Source organism: Mycobacterium sp. 050272 (genome assembly GCF_039023525.1).
GTDB lineage: Bacteria > Actinomycetota > Actinomycetes > Mycobacteriales > Mycobacteriaceae > Mycobacterium.
This window is the reverse complement of record NZ_JBCHKV010000010.1, coordinates 37,474-61,723: the sequence shown is the minus strand read 5'-3', so window position 1 is coordinate 61,723 and position 24,250 is coordinate 37,474. Positions and strand designations below refer to the sequence as shown.

The following is a 24,250-nucleotide window of genomic DNA, read 5'->3' as shown; positions in this document are numbered from 1 at the left end:
CGTCATGAGCCCACTCCGATTCGCACGATGTTGCCGACGGTCACGCCCAGGTCCCGCTGCACCGCCGAGCCCGGTGAGTTCAGCGGTAGCCACACCACCCGGTCGGGCATGTCAGTGACGTTCAGCGGCAGGCTGATTGACCCGCGCGACGTACTGACCGTGACCGTGTCGCCCTCGGCTGCGCCGATCTCGGTCGCGGTGCCGGCCGACAGCCGGACCACGGGTTTGCGTGCCGTACCCGCAAGATACGGTTCGCCGTCCTGGGCGCGGCCGTTGTCGAGCATCATGCGCCAGCCGGTGAGTACGGCTTCGCCTTGCCCGGGCTGCGGTGGCTGCGGCGCTTGAACCGTTGCGCCACTTGCGCGATCGCCCTCCCAGTTGCCCAGCGACGCGACCTGCTCGCGAGCCGCCTGGACGCCGGTCATGCCAAGGTAGACACCCATTTCGTCGGCCAGCGTGTCCAGGATCTGGTGGTCGGACTGAGTGGCTCGTTGGGTGCTACCGTGCAACGCGGGCTCGAAGGGCCGGAATCGGCCTTCCCAGTTGACGAATGCGCCCGCCTTCTGTGTGGTGGGCGCGACGGGGAACACCACGTCGGCGCGTTCGGTGACCTCACTGTGCCGCAGTTCCAGGCTGACGACGAAGTCGGCGGCGTCCAGCGCGGCCAGTACGGCATCCGGATCGGCGAAGTCGGCGGGCTCGATACCACCGACCAGCAGTGCGCCCAGGCTTCCGTCCGCCGCCCCGGCCAGAATGCCGTCGACGTCACGGCCTGGGGCAGAAGGCAATTCGTCGACGTTCCACGCCTTGGCCACCTCTGCGCGGGCGGTGTCGTCGGCCACCAGACGACCGCCGGGCAGCAGCCCGGGCAGTGCTCCGGCCTCCAGCGCGCCACGTTCGCCGGCGCGCCGCGGCACCCAAGCCAGCCGAGCCCCGGTGGCATCCGCGAGGCGGGCCGCCGCGGAGAATCCGCCCGGCACCGTGGCCAGCCGTTCGCCGACCATGATGACCGCTCCGGGCTTCGACAGCAGCTCGCCGACCTCGCCGCCGGCCAGTTCGTCCAGCGTGGACGGTTCGGCGCCCGGCACGGTTTGCAGCAGCCGGCCCGACATTTTCGTCAGGGCACGAGTGGCGAACGGGGCGACCGCGTAGATCGGCACGCCGCGCTTGCGGGCGGCCTTGCGCAGCCGAAGGAATACGATCGGCGCCTCGTCCTCGGGCTCGAAGCCGACCAGCACGACCACGGGCGCCGATTCCAGATCGGCGAAGCTGACCGTGAGCGGTCGGCCCGCGATGCGTGCCGAGAGGAACTCCGCCTCTTCGGCCGAGGATGGGCGGGCGCGAAAGTCGATGTCGTTGGTGTCCAACACGATTCGCGCGAACTTGGAATAGGCGTAGGAGTCTTCCCAGGTACCGCGGCCGCCGACCAGCACACCGGTGCGCCCGCGGGCTGATTCGAACCCCCGCGTTGCGGCCACGATCGCGTGCGCCCACGACGCGGGCTGCAGTGTGCCATCGGCGTCCCGGACCAGGGGAGTGGTGAGCACGTCGGGCTGAGTGTCGTAGCGGAAAGCCCACCGGCCCTTGTCGCAGTTCCATTCCTCGTTGACCTCGGGGTCGTCACCGGCGAGCCGGCGCAGCACTTTGCCGCGGCGGTGGTCGGTGCGCTCGGCGCACCCGCCGGCGCAGTGCTCGCACACGCTGGGGCTGGAGACCAGATCGAATGGGCGGGCCCGGAATCGGTAGGCGGTGCCGGTCAGCGCGCCCACCGGGCAGATCTGCACGGTGTTGCCCGAGAAGTAGGAGTCGAACGGCTCGTTGGCGTAGATGCCGACCTGCTGCAGGGCGCCGCGCTCCTGCATGTCGATGAACGGATCGCCGGCGATCTGCTCGGAGAACCGCGTGCAGCGCGCACACAGGATGCACCGCTCGCGGTCCAGTAGCACCTGCGAGGAGATGTTGATCGGCTTGGCGAACGTGCGCTTGACATCTTCGAAGCGAGAATCGGTGCGGCCGTTGGACATTGCCTGGTTCTGCAGTGGGCATTCGCCACCCTTGTCGCACATCGGGCAGTCCAGCGGGTGGTTGATCAGCAGCAGCTCCATCACACCGTGCTGGGCCTTGTCCGCGGCCTCGGAGGTGAGCTGGGTGCGCACCACCATGTCGTCGGTGCACACGATGGTGCACGACGCCATCGGCTTGCGCTGCCCCTCTACCTCGACCATGCACTGCCGGCACGCGCCGACCGGGTCGAGCAGCGGGTGGTCACAGAACCGCGGGATCTGGATCCCCATCAACTCGGCCGCCCGGATCACCAGAGTTCCCTTGGGAACCGTGATCTCGGTGCCGTCGATGGTCAGCTTGACCATGTCGGGCGGCGTCGTTTCACCACCGGTCTCGGTTTTGGCCGCGCTAGTCATGGGTGCGTTACGCCTTTCCGTTCGCCGACAACATGGAGTCTCGGGGGTCGAACGGGCAGCCGCCTCCTTCGACGTGGGCGATGTACTCGTCGCGGAAATACTTGATCGACGACATCACCGGGCTGGCTGCACCATCGCCCAACGCGCAGAACGACTTTCCGAGGATCGCGTCGGAGATGTCGAGCAATTTGTCGAGGTCTTCGTGGGTGCCCTTGCCCGTCTCGAGCCGTGTGTAGATCTGATCCAGCCAGAACGTGCCCTCGCGGCACGGCGTGCACTTTCCGCACGACTCGTGCTTGTAGAAGTACGTCCAGCGCTGCACCGCGCGCACCACGCAGGTGGTCTCGTCGAAGATCTCCAGCGCTTTGGTACCCAGCATCGAGCCCGCTGCGCCCACGCCCTCGTAATCCAGCGGCACGTCGAGGTGTTCGTCGGTGAGCAACGGCGTCGAGGACCCACCCGGTGTCCAGAACTTGAGGCGGTGCCCGGCGCGGACCCCGCCGGCATAGTCGAGCAGTTCGCGCAGCGTGATGCCCAGCGGCGCCTCGTATTGACCGGGGCGGGTGACGTGCCCGGACAGCGAATACAGCGTGAACCCAGGCGATTTCTCGCTGCCCATCGATCGAAACCATTCAACGCCGTTGAGAATGATCGGGGGCACGCTGGCGATGGTCTCGACGTTGTTGATCACCGTCGGGCAGCCGTAAAGCCCGGCCACGGCGGGGAACGGCGGGCGCAGCCGGGGTTGTCCGCGCCGGCCCTCCAGACCCTCTAGCAGCGCGGTTTCCTCGCCGCAGATGTAGGCGCCCGCGCCGGCGTGCACCACCAGCTCCAGGTCGTAGCCGGACCCGTTGATGTCGCGGCCGAGATAGCCTGCGGCATAAGCCTCGGCGACCGCGTTCTGCAGCCGGCGCAGCACCGGAACCACCTCGCCGCGCACGTAGATGAACGCGTGACTGGCCCGGATGGCGTAGGAGGCGATGATGGCGCCTTCCACCAGTAGGTGGGGTGTCGCCAGCATCAGCGGAATGTCTTTGCACGTACCGGGTTCTGATTCGTCGGCGTTGACGACCAGGTAGTGCGGCTTGGCGGCCGGTCCGGAGTCGCCCTGCGGGATGAACGACCACTTCGTGCCGGTCGAGAAGCCGGCGCCGCCGCGACCGCGCAGACCCGAGTCCTTCACGGCCGCGATCACCGCGTCGGGCTCCATCTTCAGGGCCTTCTTCAGCGCCTGGTAGCCGTCGTGGCGCTGGTAGGTCTGCAGCGTGAACGACTTCGGGTCGTCCCAATAGCGGCTGATGACCGGGGTCAGCGGGGTGGTCATGCCTTGCCTCCGGGAGCCGGCGGGGGTTCCATGCCCTTCTCCTTCGCCACCTGCAACCCGGCCAAAGTGGCCGCGCCGGCACCGCCCTGGCCTTCGTCGGGGCGCTCGTCGGGCAGGCCGGCCAAAATCCGTGAGGTCTCGCGGAACTTGCACAGCGCACCGCGGGTGGGCGCCTTGGGATTTCCGGCCCGCAGCGAGTCGACGAGCTCGCGCGCCGATTCCGGCGTCTGGTTGTCGTAGAACTCCCAGTTGACCATCACCACCGGCGCGAAGTCGCATGCCGCGTTGCATTCGATGTGCTGCAGCGTGACCGATCCGTCGTCGGTGGTCTCATCGTTGCCGATGCCGAGATGCTCCTTGAGCGCGTCGAACACCGCGTCGCCGCCCATCACCGCACACAGCGTGTTGGTGCAGACGCCGACCAGGTAATCGCCAGTCGGGCCGCGCCGGTACATCGTGTAGAAGCTGCCCACCGCCGAAACCTCGGCGCCGGTCAATCCGATTTGCTCACCGCAGAATTCGAGGCCGGCCGGTGTCAGGTAGGAATCCTCTGCCTGGACCAAGTGCAGCAACGGCAACAATGCGGAGCGCTTGTTGGGGTAGCGGCTGATGATCTCCTTGGCGTCGACCTCCAACCGCGCCCGCACCTCCGGCGAATACGACTGCGGTGCACCCTCAACCACGAATTGGTTGGCTTCTTCGGGCGGCGGCCCCAGTCGGATGAACACCCGCTCGCCCGAACCGGGAGAGCCACCCACCGGTGCGCTCATCGGTCGACCCCGCCCATGACCGGGTCGATGCTGGCGACCGCGGTGATCAAGTCGGCGACCATACCGCCCTCGCACATCGCGGCGACCGACTGCAGATTGGTGAAGGACGGATCCCGGTAATGCACTCGGTAAGGCCGGGTTCCGCCGTCACTGACCATGTGCACGCCGAGTTCCCCGCGGGGTGATTCCACCGCGCTGTAGACCTGGCCGGCCGGCACCCGGATGCCCTCGGTGACCAACTTGAAGTGGTGAATCAAGGCTTCCATCGAGCCGCCCATGATCTTGGCGATGTGCTCGGGCGAATTACCCATGCCGTCGGGTCCTACCTTCAGGTCGGCCGGCCAGGCGATCTTGCGATCCTCGACCATGTGCGGTCCCGGCCTCAGCTTGTCCAGGCACTGCTCGACAATCTTGATCGACTCCCACATCTCCTTGACGCGAATCATGTAGCGCCCGTAGGCGTCACACGTGTCGGCGGTGATCACATCGAACTCGTAGTCCTGGTACCCGCAGTAGGGTTCACTCTTGCGCAGGTCGTGGGGCAAACCGGTGGCACGCAGGATCGGCCCGGTGATGCCCAGCGCCATGCAGCCGGCCAGGTCGAGATAGCCGACGTCCTCGGTGCGCGCTTTCCAGATGGCGTTTTCGTTGAGCAGATCGCCCATTTCGCGCAGCACCTGCTTGAGCCCCTTGAGGCCCTCGACGATGTCGGCTTCGGCGCCCGGCGGCAAGTCCTGCGCGACCCCGCCGGGGCGGATGTAGGCACTGTTCATCCGCAGCCCACTGATCTTTTCGAACAGGGTCAAGACGATCTCGCGTCCCCGGAAGCCGACGAACATCGGCGTCATCGCGCCCAGTTCCATGCCGCCGGTGGCCAACGCGACCAGATGCGAGGAGATGCGGTTGAGCTCCATCATCAGCACCCGGATGACGTTGACCCGCTCCGGGATCTCATCGGTGATGCCAAGCAGTTTCTCGACACCGAGGCAGTAGGCGGTCTCGTTGAAAAATGGTGACAGATAATCCATCCGGGTCACGAAGGTGACACCCTGCGTCCAGTACCGGTATTCCAGGTTCTTCTCGATTCCGGTGTGCAGGTAGCCGATTCCGCAGCGGACCTCGGTGACGGTCTCACCTTCGATCTCGAGGATCAACCGCAACACCCCGTGGGTGGACGGGTGCTGAGGTCCCATGTTGACGACGATGCGTTCACCGGGATCCGCGGCACGGGCGGCCTCGACGACCTGCCCCCAGTCCTGTCCGCCGGCGACGACGACAGTTTCGGCGCCACCGTCGTGCGTCGAGTCAGTGATTGTGCTCATTAGTTGTACGCTCTCCGCTCGTCGGGCGGGGGTATCTGTGCTCCCTTGTACTCGACGGGAATACCGCCGAGCGGGTAGTCCTTGCGTTGCGGATGGCCGTGCCAGTCGTCCGGCATCTCGATGCGGGTCAGCGAGGGGTGTCCGTCGAAGATGATGCCGAAGAAGTCGTACGTTTCGCGCTCGTGCCAGTCGTTGGTCGGGTAGATGCCATACAGCGACGGGATGTGCGGATCATCATCGGGCGCAGACACTTCCAGCCGGACACGTCGATTGTGCGTGATCGACTGCAATGGGTAAACGGCGTGCAATTCGCGGCCGGTCTCGTGCGGGTAATGCACGCCGTTGACGCCCAGGCACATCTCGAAGCGCAATTCGGGTTCGTCGCGCAGGCGTTGGGCGACGTGGGGCAGCGCCTCCCGGCGCACGTGCAACGTCAGTTCGTTGCGGTCGACGACGACTTTCTCGATCGCATCGTCGAATTCGATGTCGGCGGCCTTCAGTGAATCGGCCAGCCGGTCGACCACCTCGTCGAAATAACCGCCATACGGCCGGGGACTGCTGCCCGGGAGCGTGATCTCCCGCACCAAGCGTCCGTAACCGGAGGTGTCACCCGACCCCGAAATGCCGAACATGCCGCGGCGCACGTTGATCACTTCTTCACCGGACGAAGGCACCGCGCCGCCCACTTCGCTGGCGGCTACCTTCGGGTCCTGTTCCGGTGAGCTCATCGCAGCAACCCACGCATCTCGATGGTGGGCCGGGCGCCCAGTGCCGCCTGCTCGGCTTCAGCGATGGCCTGCTCCCGGTTCACGCCGAGCGGCATTTCCTGAATCTTCTCGTGCAGCTTGAGAATTGCGTACAAGAGCATCTCCGGGCGGGGCGGGCAGCCGGGCAGGTAGATGTCCACCGGAACCACGTGGTCCACGCCCTGGACGATCGCGTAGTTGTTGAACATCCCGCCGGACGACGCGCAGACGCCCATGGCCAGTACCCATTTCGGTTCTGCCATCTGGTCGTAGATCTGCCGCAGCACCGGGGCCATCTTCTGGCTCACCCGCCCGGCCACGATCATCAGGTCGGCCTGGCGCGGTGTTGCCGAAAACCGCTCCATCCCAAACCGTGCGATGTCGAACCGTGGCCCGGCCGTTGCCATCATCTCGATCGCGCAGCACGCCAATCCGAACGTTGCCGGCCACAACGAGTTCTTGCGGACGTAGCCGGCGATCTTCTCGACAGTGCCGAGCAGAATGCCGGCGGGTAGCTGTTCTTCCAGGCCCATGAGTTACCTCAATCCCATGTCAGGCCGCCGCGGCGCCACACGTAGGCGTAGGCCACGAAGACGGTGAGCATGAACACCACCATCTCGACCAGAGCAAACATCCCTAGTGCGTCGTAGCTGACCGCCCATGGATACAGGAACACGATTTCGATGTCGAAGACGATGAACAGCATCGCGGTCAGGTAGTACTTCACCGGAAACCGCTGCCCGGGCGTCGCATGCGGCCCACTCACCGACGTTTCGGTCGGCTCGATTCCACACTCGTAGGCCGCCAGCTTCGACTTGTTGTAGCGCGACGGGCCGGCCAGGCTCGCGATCACCACCGAGCCCACAGCAAAGGCGGCGGCGATTCCGCCTAGCACCAGGATGGGTATGTAGACGTTCAACTCGCTCCAAGATCCGTCGTGGGGCCGCCCATATAGCGACCAGGCGGCGACCGGGCTGCTGTGACGGACGGGGTCTGTAGCCCGGCACAGTGATCTTCAACATAGCGTCGAGGCGGCTGGGGCACGTGCTCGGGGTGGTGCTAATGCGTGGTTTGTGGTGTGAGATCCGGCACGTTTTCGGGGCGCGGCAAAGCCGGCGCCGCAACGGCACCGGGAAAGAAGCAGGTCGTCAGCTTCAGATAGCGGGGGCGCGCAGCAACCCGAGCACGGTGCGACCCAGCACGATCGGGTCGATCGGGTGCGGCACCGCAGCCTCGGCGCGCGACCATGTCGCGAGCCACGCATCGTCCGGGCGCCCGGTGAGCACCAGGATCGGCGGGCAGTTTTCGAGCTCGTCCTTGAGCTGTTTGGCGATTCCCATGCCGCCGGTCGGTGTCGCTTCGCCGTCGAGGATGGCCAGGTCGATGCCGCCCTCGTCCATGGTGCGGATCACCATCGGGCCGGTAGCCACCTCGACATAGTTCAACTCCGGCAGATCCGGGTGCAGCCGCTTACCCAGTGCCCGCTTCACTGTGTCGCGGGTGTTGGGGTTGTCGCTGTAGACGAGTATCCGCAGAGCGATGGTGGCGTCGGGCACGGTGCAGATGCTACTGGTGCTCGACCGGTTTTATTGGCCGGACCGCACGAAAACGGCCTGTGCCGCCGCCTTGGCCGCGGGCGCGATCATGCCGAACTTGTTCCACCCGATGCCGAACTGGGATCGATCGATCCTGGTTTCGCCCGAGATCTGGATCGAACCGTCGCCGGCTTCGGTCACGGTGACGGGCAGCGGTACCGGCGCGCTGATCCCCTTGATCGTGAAGCTGGCCCGCAGGTCGGCGGCCTTGCCCTCGGTCGGGTGAATCGCCGTGACGACGACGCTGATCTCGGGAAACCGCTCGACATCGAAGAAATCGGCCGAGCGCAGATGCTCGTCGCGACGGCCGATGCCGGTCTGTACTGACGCGGTACGGATGTCGAGGCGGCCGAAGACCGAGCCTTTGCCGGTGAGTTGTCCGTCGCCGGTGAACTCGGTGAACCGGCCCTTGACGTTCAGCAGGCCCCACATGTTCCTGATCTTGAATGTGACGGCCGACCGATCTGGAACGATCTTCCACCCCCCGGCCAGGTCGGGATCGTTCAACAATGTTTCCAGCGTCGTCATCGTCGGTCTCACCTCATCAGCGGCGCAATCTCGGCGGGGTCGAAGTACTCGTCGATCCGGTCGATCAGACCATTTGTGCCCACCCTGATCACGATGCAAACGCGCATGGAGATCGATTGGCCGGCATGGCCGGTGGCGTGCAGGACGTGCTGCTGCACGAAGCCACTGATCGATCCGTCGTCGAAGAGCCGGCGGTCGAGGATCTCGTAGCGGCGCCGCGTGGTCACACCGATGAACCAGTCGATGACTCTGAGCGCGCGGGTCTTGTCGTTGTCACGGCTGGCGCCCACCCGCCACACCGCGATGTCGTCGCTCCACAGCCGATCGACCGCGGCCTTGTCGCCGTTGACGATCGATGAGAACAGCTGGTCGGCCGTGTCGAGGACGACCTGGGCGGATGCAGCGGGCATGGCGAGCTCCTATTCGCTGTCGTATCCGGGGTGGGCAACCGCTAACCGATTGCGCACCAGGGTTCTCAGGACGGCCAGGACCTCGCCGGCACGTTCATCGAGCTCGCCGGCCCGGATGGCCGCGGCAAGCTGTTCCTCGTCTCCGAAACCCAAGCCGGCCAGCGCGGCTCGCGATTCCGCTTCGCTCTCGTCGAGCAGTTCCCGTTCGACGATGCGCAGTGCGTTGGCGGCCACCCGGGAGTGGAAGTTGACCTGTCCGGTGGTCGCCTCCCGGACGTCGGTTTCCAGAAACTCGGCCACCGCGGCCACGAGTTCGGCAGCCAGCGGGCGTCCGTATGCGCCGATCACGACCGGACCTCCTCGAGCAGGTCGAGGATGTCCCACTCGGTTTCGCTGACCCGGCGACCGATCGTCGCCAGCTCGACCGAGCGCGACTGACCGCTCAAATGGCGCTCGGCCTGGAAGCGGCAGATCACGCCCCAGCGCAACGTGGCCAGCACCAGCCACCAGTGCAGCGCGGCCCGGTCGACGGTCGTCCCGCTGGCCTGTTCGTAGTCGCGCACGAAGCTCTCGATGCTGCCGAGGCCGCCGGCGCCGAGGCTGGCCGGCGCGCCGAACCGCCACGCGCGGATGCAGAACCAGGCCAGGTCTTCGTAGGCCTCGCCGCGGTGCACCAGCTCCCAGTCGAGCACGGCGGCCAGGTTGGATCCGTCGACGATCAGGTTGCCCATCCGGTAATCACCGTGCACCAGCACCGTTGCCGATTGCTGCGGCCGGTGCGCGGCCAACCAGCGAAACGCCCATTCGAAGGTGGCGGTGGTGTCGTTCATCGCGTCGAGCCGCTCGCGGTATTCCACGAGCTGATCCTCGTAGGCCAGGCCCGGAATCTGCGGGTCGGCCCGGTGAATGGCGGCCAGCGCCTGCGCGCATTGCCGCAGCAGCTCGGTTCGGCGCGCGTGCCCGTCGTCGGTGTCGAGCTGGCGCGCAATGCGCCGGACAATGGTCTCGCCCTTGATCTCGTCGCAGACGAGAAACGGGTTGCCCAGTGCGGCAACCGAATCATCGGCGACCAGGATGTGGGGGACCGGCGCGCCGGCAGCCGCGGCCGCGGCCTGTGCGCGGGCTTCGAGCTCCATGCCGGCATGAACGTCGTCGGGTGGGCCGGTGCGCAGGATCAGCGCGCGGCGTTGGCTGTCGGTGACCGCGTCGAACGCCCAGGTGGTGCGGCTGGCGCCGCCGGTCAGCGCGCGCAGATTCTCGATCGTGGTGCCGGTGCCCAGTACCGGCACCAGCACCGCTTCCAGTTTGGCGCCCAGTTCCCCGCTCACTGCTTGCCAAACTTGAATAGCCGCTGCGCCACTCGGCGAATCTGGATTTCCTCGGCGCCCTCGGTGATCCGATAGCGCCGATGGTGCCGGTAGATGTGCTCGAACTGCTCATGACGGCTGTAGCCCAGGCCGCCGTAGACCTGCATGGCGCGGTCGGCGGCGTCGCAGACCAGCCGGTTGGCGCGATAGTTGGCCATCGACACCTTGTCCGACACTTCCATGTGGTGGTCGCGGTCCAGGTGCCAGGCGGCGAATTGCACCAGTAGCCGTACCATTTGCGCCTCGGTCTGCAGCTCCGCGAGCGGCCACTGCACGGCTTGATTGACCGACAACGGCTTGCCGAACACCATGCGCTTGGCCGCGTATTCGGCGGCTCGGTCGATGCAATACTGCGCGGCGCCCAGGCTGCTCGCGGCTTGGCGAATCCGGTTCTCGTGCAAGAACGTTTGGGCGACCTCCAGGCCGCGGTCGACCTCGCCGAGGACCGCATCGGCGGGGATGCGAACATCGGTCAGCTCGACTTCACCGTGGTCGGTCGGCATGTTGAAGGTCCACCAGTAGTAGGGGACTTTGAATCCGGGGGTGTCGGTCGGGACCAGGAACGCGGTGATGCCCCGCGCGTGCCCCGGCTCACCGGAGGTGCGGGCGAAGACCAGGTCGTGGGTGGCGCGGTGCACACCGGTGTTGAATCGCTTGGAACCGTTGATCACCCAGCTGTCGCCGTCGAGCTGGGCATGGGTTTCCAGCCAGGTCGCATCGGATCCGTGCTGTGGCTCGGTCAGTCCGAATGCCATGGACCGCTCACCGGTGATCAGCGCCTCGGACCACACCCGACGCTGCTCGTCGGTGCCGAAGCGTTCCATCATGATCACCTGAGGGAAGTTCCCGACGATCGACGACTCGTTCTGCAGGTCGTTATGCAATCCGAGTCCCTTGTGCGCCAGGTGTTCCCGGATCACCGCCATGTCGACGTTGGTGCCGTCGCGGCCGCCGAGGGAGGCCGGAAGTCCGTAGCGCAGCCAGCCGGCCTTATCAGCGCGCCGGCGCATCTCGGCGAGCAACTCCTCCCACTCTTCGGTCGGGATTCCGTCGTTGTCCCAATCGGTGCGGGCATGCTCGCGGCGCTGATCGAAGTACTGGATGTTTTCGCGTTCCAGCGGCTTGATCTCCGCCTCGATGAACGCATCCATCTCGGCGAGTACGCCCGGAAGGTGTTCTGGCAGGGTGAAATCCACGTTGATCTCCTTGGGAAAGGCTCAAGCGCCGTACAAAGTTTTCTTCCACACCGTCGACAGGGTCGCAATGGCGTCCTCGTCGCTGATCTCCATACCGAGACCAGACTGCCCGACGAAGACGGTGGTGAAGTTTTCGAACAGCAGCGCGATGGCCGCCGCCGTGTGCTTCGGGTTGAGTTCGCTGCCGTAGCCCTGTTCCTGGGCACGTCGCACCGATGCGGCCACGATGTCCATGCCGAACCTTCGAAACTCGTTCTGCACGGCCGCGAACCGCTGCTGGGTGGTGGCCAGCTGGGCGACGGCAATCATGATGCCGATGTGCTGCTTGAAGATGTTCCAGTATCCGGTGACCACCGAGGTGAAGAACGCGTTGTCGTCCGGAGAATCGGGTAGGTGCACGCTCAACCCCGACGGCGCCACGACATCGTGCAGGAAAGATTCCGCCAGCGCGGCCAGCAGGTCTTCCTTGTCGGCGAAGTATCGGTAGAAGACCGCCGGTGATTTTCCGGCGGCCGACGTGATGTCGGCCAGTGTGGTGCCGTGAAAGCCGCGCTCGGCGAACAGCTTTCGCGCGGCCTGTTCGATGGCCTCCCTGGTCTGGCGGCCTTTGGAGGTCAGCGCCCGCGACGCATCGGGGGTGGACACACCCATCAGTTCCGGATCCGGTCGCCCGCGCGCAGCAGCGCGCTCGGCAGGTCGTGGCCCACAGCCGATCTCGCGACGGCGGCGGCGGCGATCGCGGCCTGCAGGTCGACGTCCACATCGATGTCACTGTCGGTGAGCAGGTAGACCAGGTCTTCGGTGGCGATGTTGCCGGTGGCGCCCGGAGCGAACGGGCAACCACCCAGTCCGCCGACCGAGGCGTCCAGCCGGGTGACGCCGGCGCTGACCGCAGCGTAGGCGCTGGCCAGCCCGGCGCCGCGGGTGTTGTGGAAGTGCGCACCCAGCGGCAGGTCGCCGATCACCGGACGCAGTTGGGCGATCAGCGAACTCACCCGGCCCGGGGTGGTGGTGCCGATCGTGTCGGCGATCGACAGGCGGTCGGCGCCGCGGTCGCGGGCGGCCGCGGCAATCTCGAGAACCCGCTGCGCCGGGGTGGGTCCCTCGAACGGCGAGTCCCATGCGGTGGCGATGACGACCTCGACGGTGACCGGAAAGCCTGGGCCGCCGTGCGCGATGGCGACGATGTCGTCGATCTGGTCGGTGGCCTGGACGCTGGTGCGCCCGACGTTGGCCATGCTGAACGTGTCGTCGGCGGCCACCACGTATTCGATCGAGCGCAGCCCGGCGGCAACCGCGCGCTTGGCGCCATTGGGGCTGGCGACCAGGGCGGAGAATTCGATGTCGGGGTAGTTGTGCAGCTGCGCGGCAAGCTCGGCGGCGTCGGCCATCGACGGCACCTTCGTCGGGGAGACGAACGCCGTCGCCTCCACTTCGCGCACACCCGTCGCGGACACCGCCTCGAGCAGTTCCAGCTTGGCCGACAACGGGATTGGCTTCTCGATCTGCAGCCCGTCGCGCAGCGCCACCTCACGGATATCGACGTGCCGGTTCATAGCACCCCTTCGCCGCGCAGTGCCTCGAGCTCGTCGGCGGTCTTGCCGAGCAATCCCCGGTAGACGTCGTCGTTGTGTTGTCCCGGGCAGGCCGGCCCCGCATGACGCACACTGCCCGGCGATTCCGACAGCACCGGAACAACCCCGGGCCCCAACACGTTACGCGCGATGCGTTCGTCGTAGTGCTCGACCAGCATGCCACGTGCCCGCAGCTGAGGGTCTTCGACCACTTCCGCGACGGTGTTGATGGGGCCCGCGATCACGCCTGCGGCACTGAGGGTCTCGACGATGGCCCCGGGCTGCCGTTCGGCGGCCCAGGCGCCGATGATCTTGTCGAGCTCGTCCTGGTTGCGGCCGCGGGCGGTGTGGGTGGCGAACCGGTCGTCGCCGGCCAGCTCGGGGCGTCCCATCGCCGCGCACAGCCGGGCGAACACGGTGTCCTGGTTGGCGGCGATCACCACCCACGAATCGTCGGCGCTGCGATAGATGTTCGACGGCGCGATACCGTCCAGCCTGGTGCCCGACGGTCCGCGCACCACGCCGCCGACGTCATAGTCGGGAATCGTGGATTCCTGGATGGCCAAGCATGATTCGGTCAGCGCGACGTCGACGACTTGTCCCCGTCCCGTTACGCTGCGGCGGTACAGGGCGGCCATCGCGCCCTGGGCGCCGAACATGCCGGCCAGGCTGTCGCCGAGCGAGAGCGCCAGGCGGGGCGGCGGCCCGCCGGGAAATCCGTTCAGATGGCGCAGTCCGCTGGCGGCCTCGGCCACCGAGGCATAGCCCGCCTTGTGCGCGTCGGGTCCAGTCTGCCCGTAGCCGGACACCCGGACCAGGATGATGCCCGCGTTGCGTTCGCTGAGCACGTCGTAGCCCAGGTTCCACTTCTCGAGAGTGCCCGGGCGGAAGTTCTCCACCACGATGTCGGACTTCTCGACGAGCTCGAGGAACAGCTCGCGCCCGTGCGGTTTGCGCAGGTCGAGTGTGATCGCTTTCTTGTTGCGCGCGGCCACGGTCCAGAACACGTGATGCCCTTCGTGTTCGGCTTGACCCCAGTTGCGCAGCGGGTCCGGGGCGCCCGGCGGTTCCACCTTGATGACCTCGGCGCCCATGTCCCCGAGCAAGCGGCCGGCGAACGGACCCGCGATCAAGGTGCCCAGTTCGAGCACCCGGATGCCGTCCAGCGGTCCGCTTGTGGTCATTGCGCGCTCGCGAATTCGTGGCGGACCAGCCAGTCGGTGACGATGTCCACGGCCTTGCGCAACTTGTCGCGCTGGTCCGGGCCTGCGTAATAGTGTGTGGCGCCGGGGATTTCGTACATCTCCTTGTCGGCATGTCCGATCGCCTCGAACAGCCGGCGGGTGTGGCTGGGTGTGCAGGCGTCGTCGGCCAGGTTGCCGATGACCAACGCGGGGATGGCGATATCGCGCCCGCAGTCCACTCCGTCGCCGCGGGCTTCGTCGTAGCTCCATTGCGACAGCCAGCCGCGCAGTGTCGAGAAGCGGGCCAGCCCGACCGGGCTCATGTTCACCACCTGAGGGTCACCCAGGTAGCAGGTGCCCGGCGTGCGCTCATTGGGATCCACGGTGGGATCCAGCCAGCGGGGATCGGCCATCGTGCCATGCACGACGAATCCGAACTCGTCGTCGGGGCGGCCCTGAGCGGTCAATGCAGCCAGCTTCTCTTTGGCCCATGCGGTGATGCGGCGGTTGCGGTCGATCTGCGCTTGACGGTACCGGTCCAGGAACTCCTGGGTGTAGGGCGGCTGGTTGGGATTGTCGGGGTTGTACAGATCGAGCTCGGGATCGCGCTTGGTGGGATCGGATTCGTCGAGGATGGACGCGTCCAGCCATTCGGTGAGCGTGCCGTGCCGGCTGATGTGCGCGGCCAGCAGCATGATGCCGTCGGCGGCCGGCAGCTCCAGCTGGGTCAGGTCCGGTCCGTCGCCGGTCGGGCTCGACGTGATCGTCGCGTGCTGGGCCTGCTGCTGGTAGAAGACCGACAGCGAGCCGCCCCCGCTCCAGCCCGCCAACACCACCTTGGAGTAGCCCAGCCGGTTCTTGGCGTCCTTGATACATTCGCCGAGATCCTCGACGACCTTCTCCATCAACAACGCCGAATCCGTGCCGCGGAAGCGGCTGTTGCAGTAGATGACGTGGTGGCCGGCCCGAGCCAGCGCGTTGATCATCGGCAGGTAGGCGCCCCCGCCGATCGGGTGCATGAACACCACGACGGTGTCCGACGGCTTGTCTTTCGGCTTGAGCAGGTAGCTCTCCAGCACGGTGATCTCGGCCAGCCCGCCGTAGACGTCTCGGACGCCGGAATTGTTCTGGAAGGCAACAAGATACGGGATCCGGTCGTAGTCGTGCTTGACGGCTTGACTCATCAGTGTTGTCCTAAATCGTTGGCCAGTACTTCGGGTGAGGGTGTCAGGCGCTTACGCGTGTCGACGGCGATGACCTGCCAGTCGACCCGCGAGTGCTCGTCGAATTTGCGGCGGGCTCGTTCGCGGGCCTTCTCCGGTGCGCCGTGGTGAACCCCTTGCGGCGCATGGGTAATCAGGCCCGGCGGCATCGGGATGCCGTAGAGCGAGCCGCCGTGGAAGAACGCGATTTCGTCGTAGTCGACGTTGCGGTGATACCAGGGAGTGCGTTCAGTGCCGGCAACGCCCTCGGCGGGCTTGGGCAGGAAGTTCATCACGTAGACACCGGTGGCCTGCATGAACAGGTGCACCGTCGGCGGCAGGTGAACGCTGTCGGAGGTGATCACGTTGTAGTCGTCGATGTTGAAGGTGAACGCGAAGTTGTCGCCGCGCCATCCTTCGACATCGAGTGGGTTGTGTTGATAGACAAGCGTTGTCGGGCCGCCTTCTAGAACATCGCGGTGGACGAGCCGGACCTCGTACTCGTCGCGGCCGTCGTCGTCGATCGGTGCCGGCTCGGGAATGGTGGCCTGCGACGGATCGAAGGGGAAGTGCCGGCCCAACGGGCCGGGCGGTGGCACCCGGAACTCGTCGGTGGCCTCGATCATCAGCAGCGTGGTTTCGCGATCCGGCACCTGGCGCCAGGTGCAGGCCTTCGGGATGTAGACCCAGTCGCCCTCGCGGTAGCGCAGCGGGCCGAACTCGGTCTCCAGCAGTCCGGTGCCCTCGTGGACGAACGACAGCAAATCGCCGTCGACGTGGCGGGCGAAGTAGGGCATCGGCTCGCGGCGGCGGCTCAGCAGCACGCGGCAGTCCTCGTTGCTGAACATCAGCAGCGGAGCACCGTTGGCGTCGGTCGCATCGCTGGGCTTGAGCTCGCTGGACAGCACGTCGACCGGGCGCAGCGGTCCGGACGCTCGGTAGGCGGTGGGGTCGTGGCGGCGGTAGATGTTGGCCGTGCGTCCGGTGAAACCGCCCCGGCCCAGCTCGTCGTCCTTGAGGCCGCCAAGGTCGGCGTGCAGGCGACGCGGCGTCTTGCCTTTGCGCAGGTGAACGAAGGATTCCATGGTGACTCCCGGGCACGTCAGGCGAGCAAAACTGAAAGTGACATTACTTTCTCTTTTGGACGCGCACAAGGGCCGTCGTTATTTGCACGGCTCGGCCTCGCGCAAGAGCCAGGCGACCCGCTCCGGCGTGCGCAACGGCTCTCCGTTTGCCCGCCTCATAGCGACAAATCCGTCGGCGCCCCGGCCCGAGCCGCCCGTAGTCGCTCGGAGGCGGGCAAATCAACGACCGCTCGCGCGCTCCTCGAACGGTTGCCCGCTAGTCGCGGACGCGCAGGACGACTTTTCCTTTGGCGGTGCGATTCTCCATCGAGGCGACGGCCGCGGCGGCCTGGTCCAGTGGGTAGACCTCCGGCTCCGGGGCCGCCAGCTTGCCCGAGGTGAGCAGGTGCTCCAGCCCGGCCCATTGTTCGTCCAGCGCGCCGGGGTGCGTTGCCGTCCATGCGCCCCAGCCGACGCCGACGACGTCAATGTTGTTGAGCAGCAGTCGGTTTACCTTCACTGTGGGGATCTCGCCGCCGGTAAAGCCGACGACCAGCAGCCGTCCGCCCGGAACAAGCGAGCGCAGGGAGTCGGTGAACCGGTCACCGCCGACCGGGTCGACGACCATGTCGACACCGCGGCCGCTGGTCAATTCCTTCACCGCGTCCTTGAAGCCGTCGGCCAGCACCACGTCGGTCGCGCCGGCCGCGGTGGCGATCCGGCCCTTCTCCTCGGTGCTGACCACGGCGATCGTGCGCGAGGCCCCGAGCGCAGGCGCCAGGCGCAGCGTCGAGGTTCCGATTCCGCCGGCCGCGCCGTGCACCAGCACGGTTTCGCCGTGTTGCAGGCGGCCCCGCACCGTCAGCGCGAAGTACACCGTCAGGTCGTTGAACAGCAGTCCGGCGCCCGACTCGAAGCTCACGTTGTCCGGCAGCCTGAACGCCCGGTCGGGGGAGAGCACCGCGACCTCGGCCATCCCGCCGGTCAGCATCGTCAGGCCGACGACCCGGTCGCCGGGACCCACATGGCAGCCCGCCGGTGCCGACCGAACGACGCCGGCGATCTCGGCTCCCAGCACGAACGGCGGATCCGGCCGGTACTGGTAGAGGCCGCGGGTCAGCAGCGCGTCCGGGAACGCGGCGCCGGCGGCATGCACCTCGACGACGATCCCGTCGCCGGTGGGCTCGTCGACCTCGCCCACCTCGATCGCGTCTGGGCCGTCTAGCCGCATCACCCGTGCTGCCCGCATGCTGCCTCCGTTGTCGATAGAGCTGGACGCCTCCGGCCAGCGCTCGAATAGCCTACTGCCAGCTCAGAATCCGCCGGCCACACGTACCACCGCGCGGCCCGAGTAGGTGCCCGCGCGCAGTTGATCCACAATCTCGACCACGTCTTTGACGTCGACGTCGTTGGCGAGCGCGTCCAGGTGCCGCGGCTTGAGCGAGTCGCCCAGCAATGTCCACAAGGTGCGTCGCCGCGCAATGGGCATCAGCACCGAGTCCATGCCGAGCAAAGAGACGCCACGCAGGATGAACGGCATCACCGTGGTGTGCAGCGCGGGCCCGCCGGTGAGACCGCTGGCCGCCACCGCCCCGCCGTAGTCGACCGTGCTGAGCACGTCGGCGAGCGTCGCGCCGCCGACGCAGTCCACGGCGCCGGCCCAGCGTGCCTTGGCCAGCGGTCGCGGCTTGGCATCGGGATCGGCGGGCAGCCGCCCGATAACCTCAGCAGCGCCAAACTCTTTCAGCATCGCGGTGGCCGATTCCTTACCGCTGGACGCGACCACCTGATAGCCCGCCGCCGCGAGTAGGTCGACACTGATCGACCCGACACCACCGGAGGCGCCGGTGACGACGAGGGGCCCGGCGTCGGGCGTGATGCCCCAATCGATCAGGGCCTGCACGCTCATCGCGGCGGTGAAGCCGGCGGTCCCGATCGCCGCACCCTCACGCGGGCTCAGTGCTCCCAGTGCCACCACCTGGTCGGCGGGCAGTCGCGCGTACTCGGCGTAGCCGCCGTGGTGGCCGGTGCCGATCGCATACCCGTGGGCGAGCACCCTGTCTCCGACGCTGAAGTCCGGCGACTGCGATTCGACGACTTCGCCGGTGAGGTCGATGCCCGGCACGATCGGATAGTCGCGCACCACGCCGCCCTTGGGCGTCAGCGCCAGCGCGTCCTTGTAGTTGACGCTGGAATACAGCACCTGGATCGTCACCTCACCGGGCGGCAGGTCGGCCGGGCTGAGCGTTTCGACCGACGCGGTGATCCGATCACCATCTTGACGGGCTACCAGCGCCTGAAACGTATCCATACGACGACGTTAGCCCTGGGCGGTGGTGAGCTTTCCCTTGGTTGCTTTTCAGTCGCCCGTATAGGCTTTGGCGAGTCACAATCCGAGTCGGACCGCCGCGGAGATCTCGAGGATGGCAGTGAAGCCGTCACATGCATCAGGGTCGGGGACTGTTGACGAAGCCCCCGGCAACGGGATCACCGAGATCGCGGACACCGAGCTGGATGCGGTATTCCGCGTGCATCGGTGGCGTTCCTTGCGAGTCGCGTCGGTCCAACGCATGATCGTCGTCTTCATCATGATCGGGGCGGTCCTGGTCCACACGGATTACGGTGCCCCGAGATGGGCTCCGGACGATGCGGTGGCAGTGGTGTACGCGCTCATTGCATTGAGCGTCCTGATCGTGGTGTATTCGCCCGCGAGTCGATTCATGGTCGCCGACCGTGCGCTGTTCATTCTCGCGATGGTGGACGTAGTCGCCATCGTCGGCTTCAAACTCTTGTCGCCGGGCGGGCACATCCCCCTGCTGTTGATGTTGCTGGTGCCGCGGATGGTTGCGCTGGATCTGTCGGGACGGCGCGCCACCGTGGGACTGACCTTCGCGTTCGTCGCATTTACCGCATCGATCCTTCAAGACCCCGTTATTGTGCGCCAACTGGGCTGGGCAAAGATATTGCTCATCGTAGCGATCTACGGATTCATCTGTGGCACAGCACTGTTCGCCGTCATCTTCAGGCAGCGTTATGTCAACGAAATTGCCAGAATCACCGCGTCGCGAGATGCCTTGCTCGCCGAGACGATGAGCGCCTCGGAGCGCGAGCGGCGTGAGATTTCCGAAGCCATCCATGACGGGCCTTTGCAAGATGTCCTCGCGGCCCGGCGCGATGTTGTGGACTTCGCCAAGAACTCACCCGCCGAGCCGCTGCAGCGGGCGGTTGCCAGTCTCGACGAGGCCTCACGGCGACTGCGGGAGGCGACCTTCGAGCTTCATCCGGCTGTCCTCGAGCAAGTCGGATTGGGAGCCGCGATAGAAAAGTTAGCCGTCTTCACCGCCGAACGCGCGGGCATCACGATCACGACCGACGTCGATCACCCGGATCGAACTGCCGCCGACCCGATGGTGTTCGGGGTGGTGCGCGAGTTGTTGTCCAACGTGGTCCGCCATTCCGAAGCTAGCCGGGCGTCGGTGCGGCTCAAGGTCCGCGATGGAACGTGTCGTCTCGACGTGGTCGACGACGGCATTGGGATCACCGCTGATGTGACGATGCGCCGCCTGGCTGAAGGGCACATCGGTCTGGCCTCGCAGCGGGCGCGGGTCGAAGCCGCCGGCGGCAGTTTCAACATCGTCGACGTCCCCGCGGGAGCACACATCTGCGTGGAATGGCCGCTGTAAGGCCGAGCTCACTCCAGCAGCCGACGCCGCATCGCCTCGGCCACGGCCGCCCCCCGGTCGGAAACGCCGAGCTTCTCGTACAGGTTTTGCACATGTGACTTGACCGTGCTGGGCGCCACGAAAAGACGCTTCGCAATCTGGGGGACCGATAAGCCGTCGGCGATCATTCGCACGACCTCGAGCTCGCGCGGAGTCAGCAACGCCGCATCGCCGCGGGCGCGAAGTTTCACCTCACCCGCCAGCGCTCCCGCCAACTGCGTCGGCAGATACGTCGCACCCTTCTCGCACTTGAGCACCGCGGCCACGATCTCTTCGCTGTCGGAGTCTTTCGTCAAGTAACCCGCGGCGCCTTCGGCCAGGGCCTGGTAGATCACCGCACTGTCCTCGAAGGCGCTGAGTAATACCACGCAGGTGTCCAAGCCGTCGCGCACCACAGCGCGGACTACTTCGAGCCCGTTGAGCTCGGGCATCTTGTAGTCGATCAAAGCCACCCTGGGCCGTAGCTCGCGGATCGCGGTCAGTGCCGCTCGACCGTCGGCCACCTCCCCGATCACGTCAATGCGACCGCTCGACTTCAGGGCCCGCACGACGCCTTCACGAGTTACCGGATGGTCGTCGGCGACGACGACCTTGACACGTTCTGACTGGGATGACATCGGCTGCGCTCCACAGGCCGTCGGGTATCTCGGGTGCGCTCGTCGCGCGACAGGCGCCCCCTATTCTCCCTTGGGGGAATCGGCCCGGAGGTGGTTTGCGCCAACCTCGGTAGCGCCGGCTCGACATCGGGTCATTGAGCGCGAGTGGGCCTTTCTCCCCCTATTGGGGGAGGGCAGCTCATCCACCTAATCCGGCGTTTGTGCGAGAGCTTTCAATCGGTCGCGCCGGAATAGTCATAGGTGATCACGGCGAAGGGGCCGAACCGCCAATTCGATAAATCCGCGTAGAGGAGATGATCCGCGATGACACAGCCCCAGACACTGAATGTGGAATACGCCGAGTTGATTGGTCGGGCCCACGAAATCGAGGAGCTGCTCCCGCCCATTCCATCCGCTAACCCGCAGGCGCCATGCGCCCTTTCAATGGCTTCTGACGCCGTCACGCAACTCGGACTTTCCGCCGATTCGATCCGGCTGTACTTGAAAGGCTGCGAGCGGGAATGGAAAACGCTTGCGAAATCCCTCAGGAATGCGGCCAAAGCCTATGAAGAGATCGACGAGGGGGCCGCGGATGCCATAAACGACGAGGGGACGCCGAACTCCCTGGGCGGGAATGGCCGGATATCGGCTCTCGACGACTCGGACATGCCGTGGGACCCACCGGCGCACCGGCCCGCGCCGGCGCTCGCCGACGACCCGTATTACGAGGTCAGGCAGGCGACGATGGCAATCGAAGCCGGCGACCAGGGCGCGGCGTGCAAAATATTCGCCGACGAATGGCACACGTTCCAGTTCGCCCTCCAGAAGATCTCGTCCCGGTTTCGCCCATTTACCTCGTGGGAGGGAGAGGCGAGGACGGCCGTCGAGCAAAACTTTGAACTACAGCGGCAGTGGATAGCTTCGATGGTGCAGTTGTGCTGCACGCTCCGCGACCAAGCCAACGACATTGTGGAGGCGCAGAAAAAGATCCGGCCTGCCGGCCCGACGGCGACGCAGGATATCAACGGAAATTACAGCATTCCCGAGGAGCACCCGGGGCCTGGCGACATCTTGTTTGTCGAAAACACATACAAGGCCGGGGTTGAGGACCACATGCAGTCGCTCATCCTGACGTCGATCGAATGGTATGAGATTCTGCAGAAAAAGTCGGAGACCGCGCTGAAGTTTTACCGTGACAAGACGGCTTTGCCGCCGCTGGACCCGCCGATGTTCCCGACCGCGGCGGGGGCCGCGGAGGCAGTCGACTATGGCTCCGGTGGTTCCGATGGCGTCGACTTCGGAAATCTGCCCGACGGGCTGCCGTCGGGTGACGGCCTTTCCGGCCTGCCCGCGATGCCCGCGTTGCCGGGCGGCGGGATGCCGGCGATGCCCAACGCGGCACTGCCAAACGGCGCCGTCGTGCCGCCGCTGCCCGCGGCCGGCAAGGGCCTGCCGAAAGGGGCGCCGGTCAAGCCGGCATCGTTGGGTGGTGTCGGTGGAGGCGGCGGCGGGGTCGGGATTCCAAAGCTGCCCTTGCAGTCGTGGTCGAACACCGGGGCGAGCGCCGGGGCCGCCGCGGCACCTGCGGGCGCGGGTGGTGCGATCCCGGTCCCGTCCGCGTACGCCAAGCTGAATGGCGGGGGCGGCGGTATGGGCGGCGGCATGCCGATGGGTGGGGCCGGTGGTCAGGGTCAAGGTGCCGGCAAAGGCAAGCGCGTGCAAACGGAGGAGCAAGCGCTCTACACCGAAGACCGGGCGTGGACGGAGGGCGTCATCGGCCGACGCCGCGCCTAGGTGCTGCGGCGCAACGCTAGCCTCAGCGTATGGATTCCTTTCCGCTTGGTCACTATTCGGTGGCCCGCGTCGGCTTTGGGGCTATGCAACTGCCCGGTCTCGGGGTGATGGGGCCGCCGCGCGATCGTGACGAGGCATTGGCGGTATTGCGCCGGGCCGTCGAACGGGGTGTCAACCACATTGACACCGCCCAGTTCTATGGCCCCGATATCGCCAATGAACTCATCCGCGAAGCGCTGCACCCGTATCCGGAAGATCTGGCATTGGTGAGCAAGGTCGGCGGGCGCCGCGATGACGCCGGCGCCTGGCTGCCGGTCGACGAGCCATCGGAGCTGCGCCGCGACATCGAAACGAACTTGCGATCACTCGGCGTCGACCAATTGGCGGCGGTCAATCTGCGGCTGTTCGAAAGCGACTGCCCCGACCGGGTTTTCGATGATCAGCTCTCGGTGATGATCGATGCCCGTGACGAGGGGCTGATCGGCGGCATCGGGTTGAGCAACATCAACCGCGAGCACCTGTTGCACGCGCTGGAGCGCACCGAGATCGCCTGTGTGCAAAACGCTTTCAATCTAGTTGACCGGGACTCCATCGCGGTGCTGGAGGAGTGCGGCCAGGCGTGGGATCGCGTTCGTTCCGTTCTTCGCCTTGGGTGCGGCGTTCGTGCAGCCGAATCCGGTGCTCAGTCACGAGCTGGTACAGCGCGCCGCGCAGCGGCTCGGCCGTACGCCCGCGCAGGTCGCGTTGGCATGGACGCTGAGTGTGGCGCCCAACGTGCTGCTGATTCCCGGTACCTCGTCGCTGGGGCATCTCGAGGAGAACCTGGACGTTGCCTCGATCGAGCTCGACGACGACACTCGCGAGCAGCTCAACGCGGTCGCTGCCTGATGTGGGTTCGCCGCGCGACCACGGCCGACGCCGCGGCATGCGCCGAGATCTACCGCCCGTACGTGCTGGACACCGCGATCACCTTCGAGACCGACGTGCCGACGGTGGCGGAGTTCGCGGAGCGTATCGCGAAAGCGCTTGCGACGCATGAATTTCTGGTGCTCGAGGTCGACGGTTGCATCGCGGGCTACGCCTACGCGCAGACGTTCAATCCCCGTGCCGCCTATCGATGGTCGGTTGAGACGAGCGTGTACGTCGCCCAGGACCGGCGTCACACCGGGGGTGGCCGGATGCTCTACACCGAACTGCTACAGCGGTTGGCGCAGCGCGGCTTTCGGCGGGCGTTCGCCGGCATCGCGCAACCCAACGAGGCCAGCAACGCGCTGCACGCGGCATTCGGCTTCCGCCCGGCCGGTGACTATCGGCGCGTCGGCTGGAAACTCGGCGCGTGGCACGACGTCACGTGGTGGCAGCTCGACCTGCTGGCGCCCGAGGACGAGGTCGACCCGCCGCGTCCGATCGTCAGTTAGCGCTCGCCGAACGTGCAC

Annotated in this window: 24 protein-coding genes and 1 pseudogene; 4 read left to right on the top strand and 21 right to left on the bottom strand. The window is 66.4% G+C overall.

The annotated features are described in order from the left end of the window. Nucleotides 1-2: 2 nt before the first annotated feature. The 20 genes from AAHS21_RS19365 to AAHS21_RS19270 all read right to left on the bottom strand — a co-directional run bounded on the left by AAHS21_RS19365 (nt 3) and on the right by AAHS21_RS19270 (nt 19,013). On the bottom strand, nt 3-2,420 hold the full coding sequence (locus AAHS21_RS19365; protein WP_342929199.1) for an NADH-quinone oxidoreductase subunit G: 2,418 nt from the start codon (nt 2,418-2,420) through the stop codon (nt 3-5). Nucleotides 2,421-2,427: 7 nt separating this feature from the next. Beyond that, entirely contained in the window at nt 2,428-3,744 is a 1,317-nt protein-coding gene (gene nuoF, locus AAHS21_RS19360) for an NADH-quinone oxidoreductase subunit NuoF (RefSeq protein WP_342929198.1), read from the bottom strand. Next, the gene (nuoE, locus tag AAHS21_RS19355; RefSeq protein WP_342929197.1) at nt 3,741-4,514 is read right to left on the bottom strand and encodes an NADH-quinone oxidoreductase subunit NuoE; all 774 of its coding nucleotides are present in this window, start codon (nt 4,512-4,514) and stop codon (nt 3,741-3,743) included. Before nuoE ends, nuoF begins: the two co-directional genes overlap by 4 nt. After that, nucleotides 4,511-5,836 carry an NADH dehydrogenase (quinone) subunit D gene (gene nuoD, locus AAHS21_RS19350; RefSeq protein WP_342929196.1) on the bottom strand — a complete coding sequence of 442 codons (1,326 nt, stop codon included), beginning with the start codon at nt 5,834-5,836 and terminating at the stop codon, nt 4,511-4,513. The genes nuoE and nuoD overlap by 4 nt, the downstream gene beginning before the upstream one ends. Beyond that, on the bottom strand, nt 5,836-6,564 hold the full coding sequence (locus AAHS21_RS19345) for an NADH-quinone oxidoreductase subunit C (RefSeq protein ID WP_342929195.1): 729 nt from the start codon (nt 6,562-6,564) through the stop codon (nt 5,836-5,838). The genes nuoD and AAHS21_RS19345 overlap by 1 nt, the downstream gene beginning before the upstream one ends. Next, nucleotides 6,561-7,115, bottom strand: coding sequence for an NADH-quinone oxidoreductase subunit B (locus tag AAHS21_RS19340; protein WP_036467525.1), 555 nt, complete (start codon nt 7,113-7,115; stop codon nt 6,561-6,563). The genes AAHS21_RS19345 and AAHS21_RS19340 overlap by 4 nt, the downstream gene beginning before the upstream one ends. 8 nt (nt 7,116-7,123) lie before the next feature. Continuing rightward, nucleotides 7,124-7,501: an NADH-quinone oxidoreductase subunit A gene (locus tag AAHS21_RS19335; protein WP_342929194.1), complete on the bottom strand. Its 378-nt coding sequence runs from the start codon at nt 7,499-7,501 to the stop codon at nt 7,124-7,126. 235 nt (nt 7,502-7,736) lie between these two features. After that, the gene (locus tag AAHS21_RS19330; protein WP_342929193.1) at nt 7,737-8,138 is read right to left on the bottom strand and encodes a hypothetical protein; all 402 of its coding nucleotides are present in this window, start codon (nt 8,136-8,138) and stop codon (nt 7,737-7,739) included. 30 nt (nt 8,139-8,168) lie between these two features. Then, on the bottom strand, nt 8,169-8,705 hold the full coding sequence (locus AAHS21_RS19325) for a YceI family protein (protein WP_342929192.1): 537 nt from the start codon (nt 8,703-8,705) through the stop codon (nt 8,169-8,171). A gap of 8 nt (nt 8,706-8,713) precedes the next feature. Then, the gene (locus AAHS21_RS19320) at nt 8,714-9,115 is read right to left on the bottom strand and encodes a DUF4440 domain-containing protein (RefSeq protein ID WP_342929191.1); all 402 of its coding nucleotides are present in this window, start codon (nt 9,113-9,115) and stop codon (nt 8,714-8,716) included. Nucleotides 9,116-9,124: 9 nt separating this feature from the next. After that, complete coding sequence (locus AAHS21_RS19315; RefSeq protein ID WP_342929190.1) at nt 9,125-9,463, bottom strand: DUF6285 domain-containing protein; 339 nt, start codon at nt 9,461-9,463, stop codon at nt 9,125-9,127. Continuing rightward, nucleotides 9,460-10,443 carry a phosphotransferase family protein gene (locus tag AAHS21_RS19310; protein WP_342929189.1) on the bottom strand — a complete coding sequence of 328 codons (984 nt, stop codon included), beginning with the start codon at nt 10,441-10,443 and terminating at the stop codon, nt 9,460-9,462. The genes AAHS21_RS19315 and AAHS21_RS19310 overlap by 4 nt, the downstream gene beginning before the upstream one ends. Next, a complete protein-coding gene (locus AAHS21_RS19305) occupies nt 10,440-11,678 on the bottom strand; it encodes an acyl-CoA dehydrogenase family protein (RefSeq protein WP_342929188.1) in 1,239 nt (412 codons plus the stop codon). The genes AAHS21_RS19310 and AAHS21_RS19305 overlap by 4 nt, the downstream gene beginning before the upstream one ends. 21 nt (nt 11,679-11,699) lie before the next feature. After that, nucleotides 11,700-12,329 (bottom strand): TetR/AcrR family transcriptional regulator, encoded by a 630-nt coding sequence (locus AAHS21_RS19300; RefSeq protein WP_342929187.1) that lies wholly within the window; start codon nt 12,327-12,329, stop codon nt 11,700-11,702. Further along, complete coding sequence (locus tag AAHS21_RS19295; RefSeq protein ID WP_342929186.1) at nt 12,329-13,234, bottom strand: hydroxymethylglutaryl-CoA lyase; 906 nt, start codon at nt 13,232-13,234, stop codon at nt 12,329-12,331. Before AAHS21_RS19295 ends, AAHS21_RS19300 begins: the two co-directional genes overlap by 1 nt. Then, on the bottom strand, nt 13,231-14,436 hold the full coding sequence (locus AAHS21_RS19290; RefSeq protein WP_342929185.1) for a CoA transferase: 1,206 nt from the start codon (nt 14,434-14,436) through the stop codon (nt 13,231-13,233). The genes AAHS21_RS19295 and AAHS21_RS19290 overlap by 4 nt, the downstream gene beginning before the upstream one ends. Beyond that, nucleotides 14,433-15,620: an alpha/beta fold hydrolase gene (locus AAHS21_RS19285; RefSeq protein WP_342929184.1), complete on the bottom strand. Its 1,188-nt coding sequence runs from the start codon at nt 15,618-15,620 to the stop codon at nt 14,433-14,435. The genes AAHS21_RS19290 and AAHS21_RS19285 overlap by 4 nt, the downstream gene beginning before the upstream one ends. Continuing rightward, entirely contained in the window at nt 15,620-16,723 is a 1,104-nt protein-coding gene (locus tag AAHS21_RS19280) for a homogentisate 1,2-dioxygenase (protein ID WP_342929183.1), read from the bottom strand. The genes AAHS21_RS19285 and AAHS21_RS19280 overlap by 1 nt, the downstream gene beginning before the upstream one ends. A gap of 256 nt (nt 16,724-16,979) precedes the next feature. Beyond that, on the bottom strand, nt 16,980-17,951 hold the full coding sequence (locus AAHS21_RS19275) for an NADPH:quinone oxidoreductase family protein (protein WP_342929182.1): 972 nt from the start codon (nt 17,949-17,951) through the stop codon (nt 16,980-16,982). A gap of 63 nt (nt 17,952-18,014) precedes the next feature. Next, nucleotides 18,015-19,013: an oxidoreductase gene (locus AAHS21_RS19270; protein WP_342929181.1), complete on the bottom strand. Its 999-nt coding sequence runs from the start codon at nt 19,011-19,013 to the stop codon at nt 18,015-18,017. Between the two features lie 118 nt (nt 19,014-19,131). On the opposite strand from AAHS21_RS19270, the gene AAHS21_RS19265 reads away from it, so the two are divergent. Then, nucleotides 19,132-20,385, top strand: coding sequence for an ATP-binding protein (locus AAHS21_RS19265; RefSeq protein WP_342929180.1), 1,254 nt, complete (start codon nt 19,132-19,134; stop codon nt 20,383-20,385). Nucleotides 20,386-20,393: 8 nt separating this feature from the next. On the opposite strand, the gene AAHS21_RS19260 is transcribed toward AAHS21_RS19265, so the two are convergent. Then, entirely contained in the window at nt 20,394-21,041 is a 648-nt protein-coding gene (locus AAHS21_RS19260) for a response regulator transcription factor (protein ID WP_342929179.1), read from the bottom strand. A gap of 303 nt (nt 21,042-21,344) precedes the next feature. On the opposite strand from AAHS21_RS19260, the gene AAHS21_RS19255 reads away from it, so the two are divergent. The 3 genes and pseudogenes from AAHS21_RS19255 (at nt 21,345) to AAHS21_RS19245 (ending at nt 24,232) form a co-directional block, all read left to right on the top strand. Beyond that, nucleotides 21,345-22,814, top strand: coding sequence for a hypothetical protein (locus tag AAHS21_RS19255; RefSeq protein ID WP_342929178.1), 1,470 nt, complete (start codon nt 21,345-21,347; stop codon nt 22,812-22,814). A 29-nt stretch (nt 22,815-22,843) separates the two neighbouring features. Further along, nucleotides 22,844-23,702, top strand: a pseudogene (locus tag AAHS21_RS19250) (oxidoreductase). Continuing rightward, complete coding sequence (locus AAHS21_RS19245) at nt 23,702-24,232, top strand: N-acetyltransferase family protein (protein ID WP_342929177.1); 531 nt, start codon at nt 23,702-23,704, stop codon at nt 24,230-24,232. The pseudogene AAHS21_RS19250 and the gene AAHS21_RS19245 overlap by 1 nt, the downstream one beginning before the upstream one ends. The last annotated feature ends 18 nt before the right edge of the window (nt 24,233-24,250 follow it).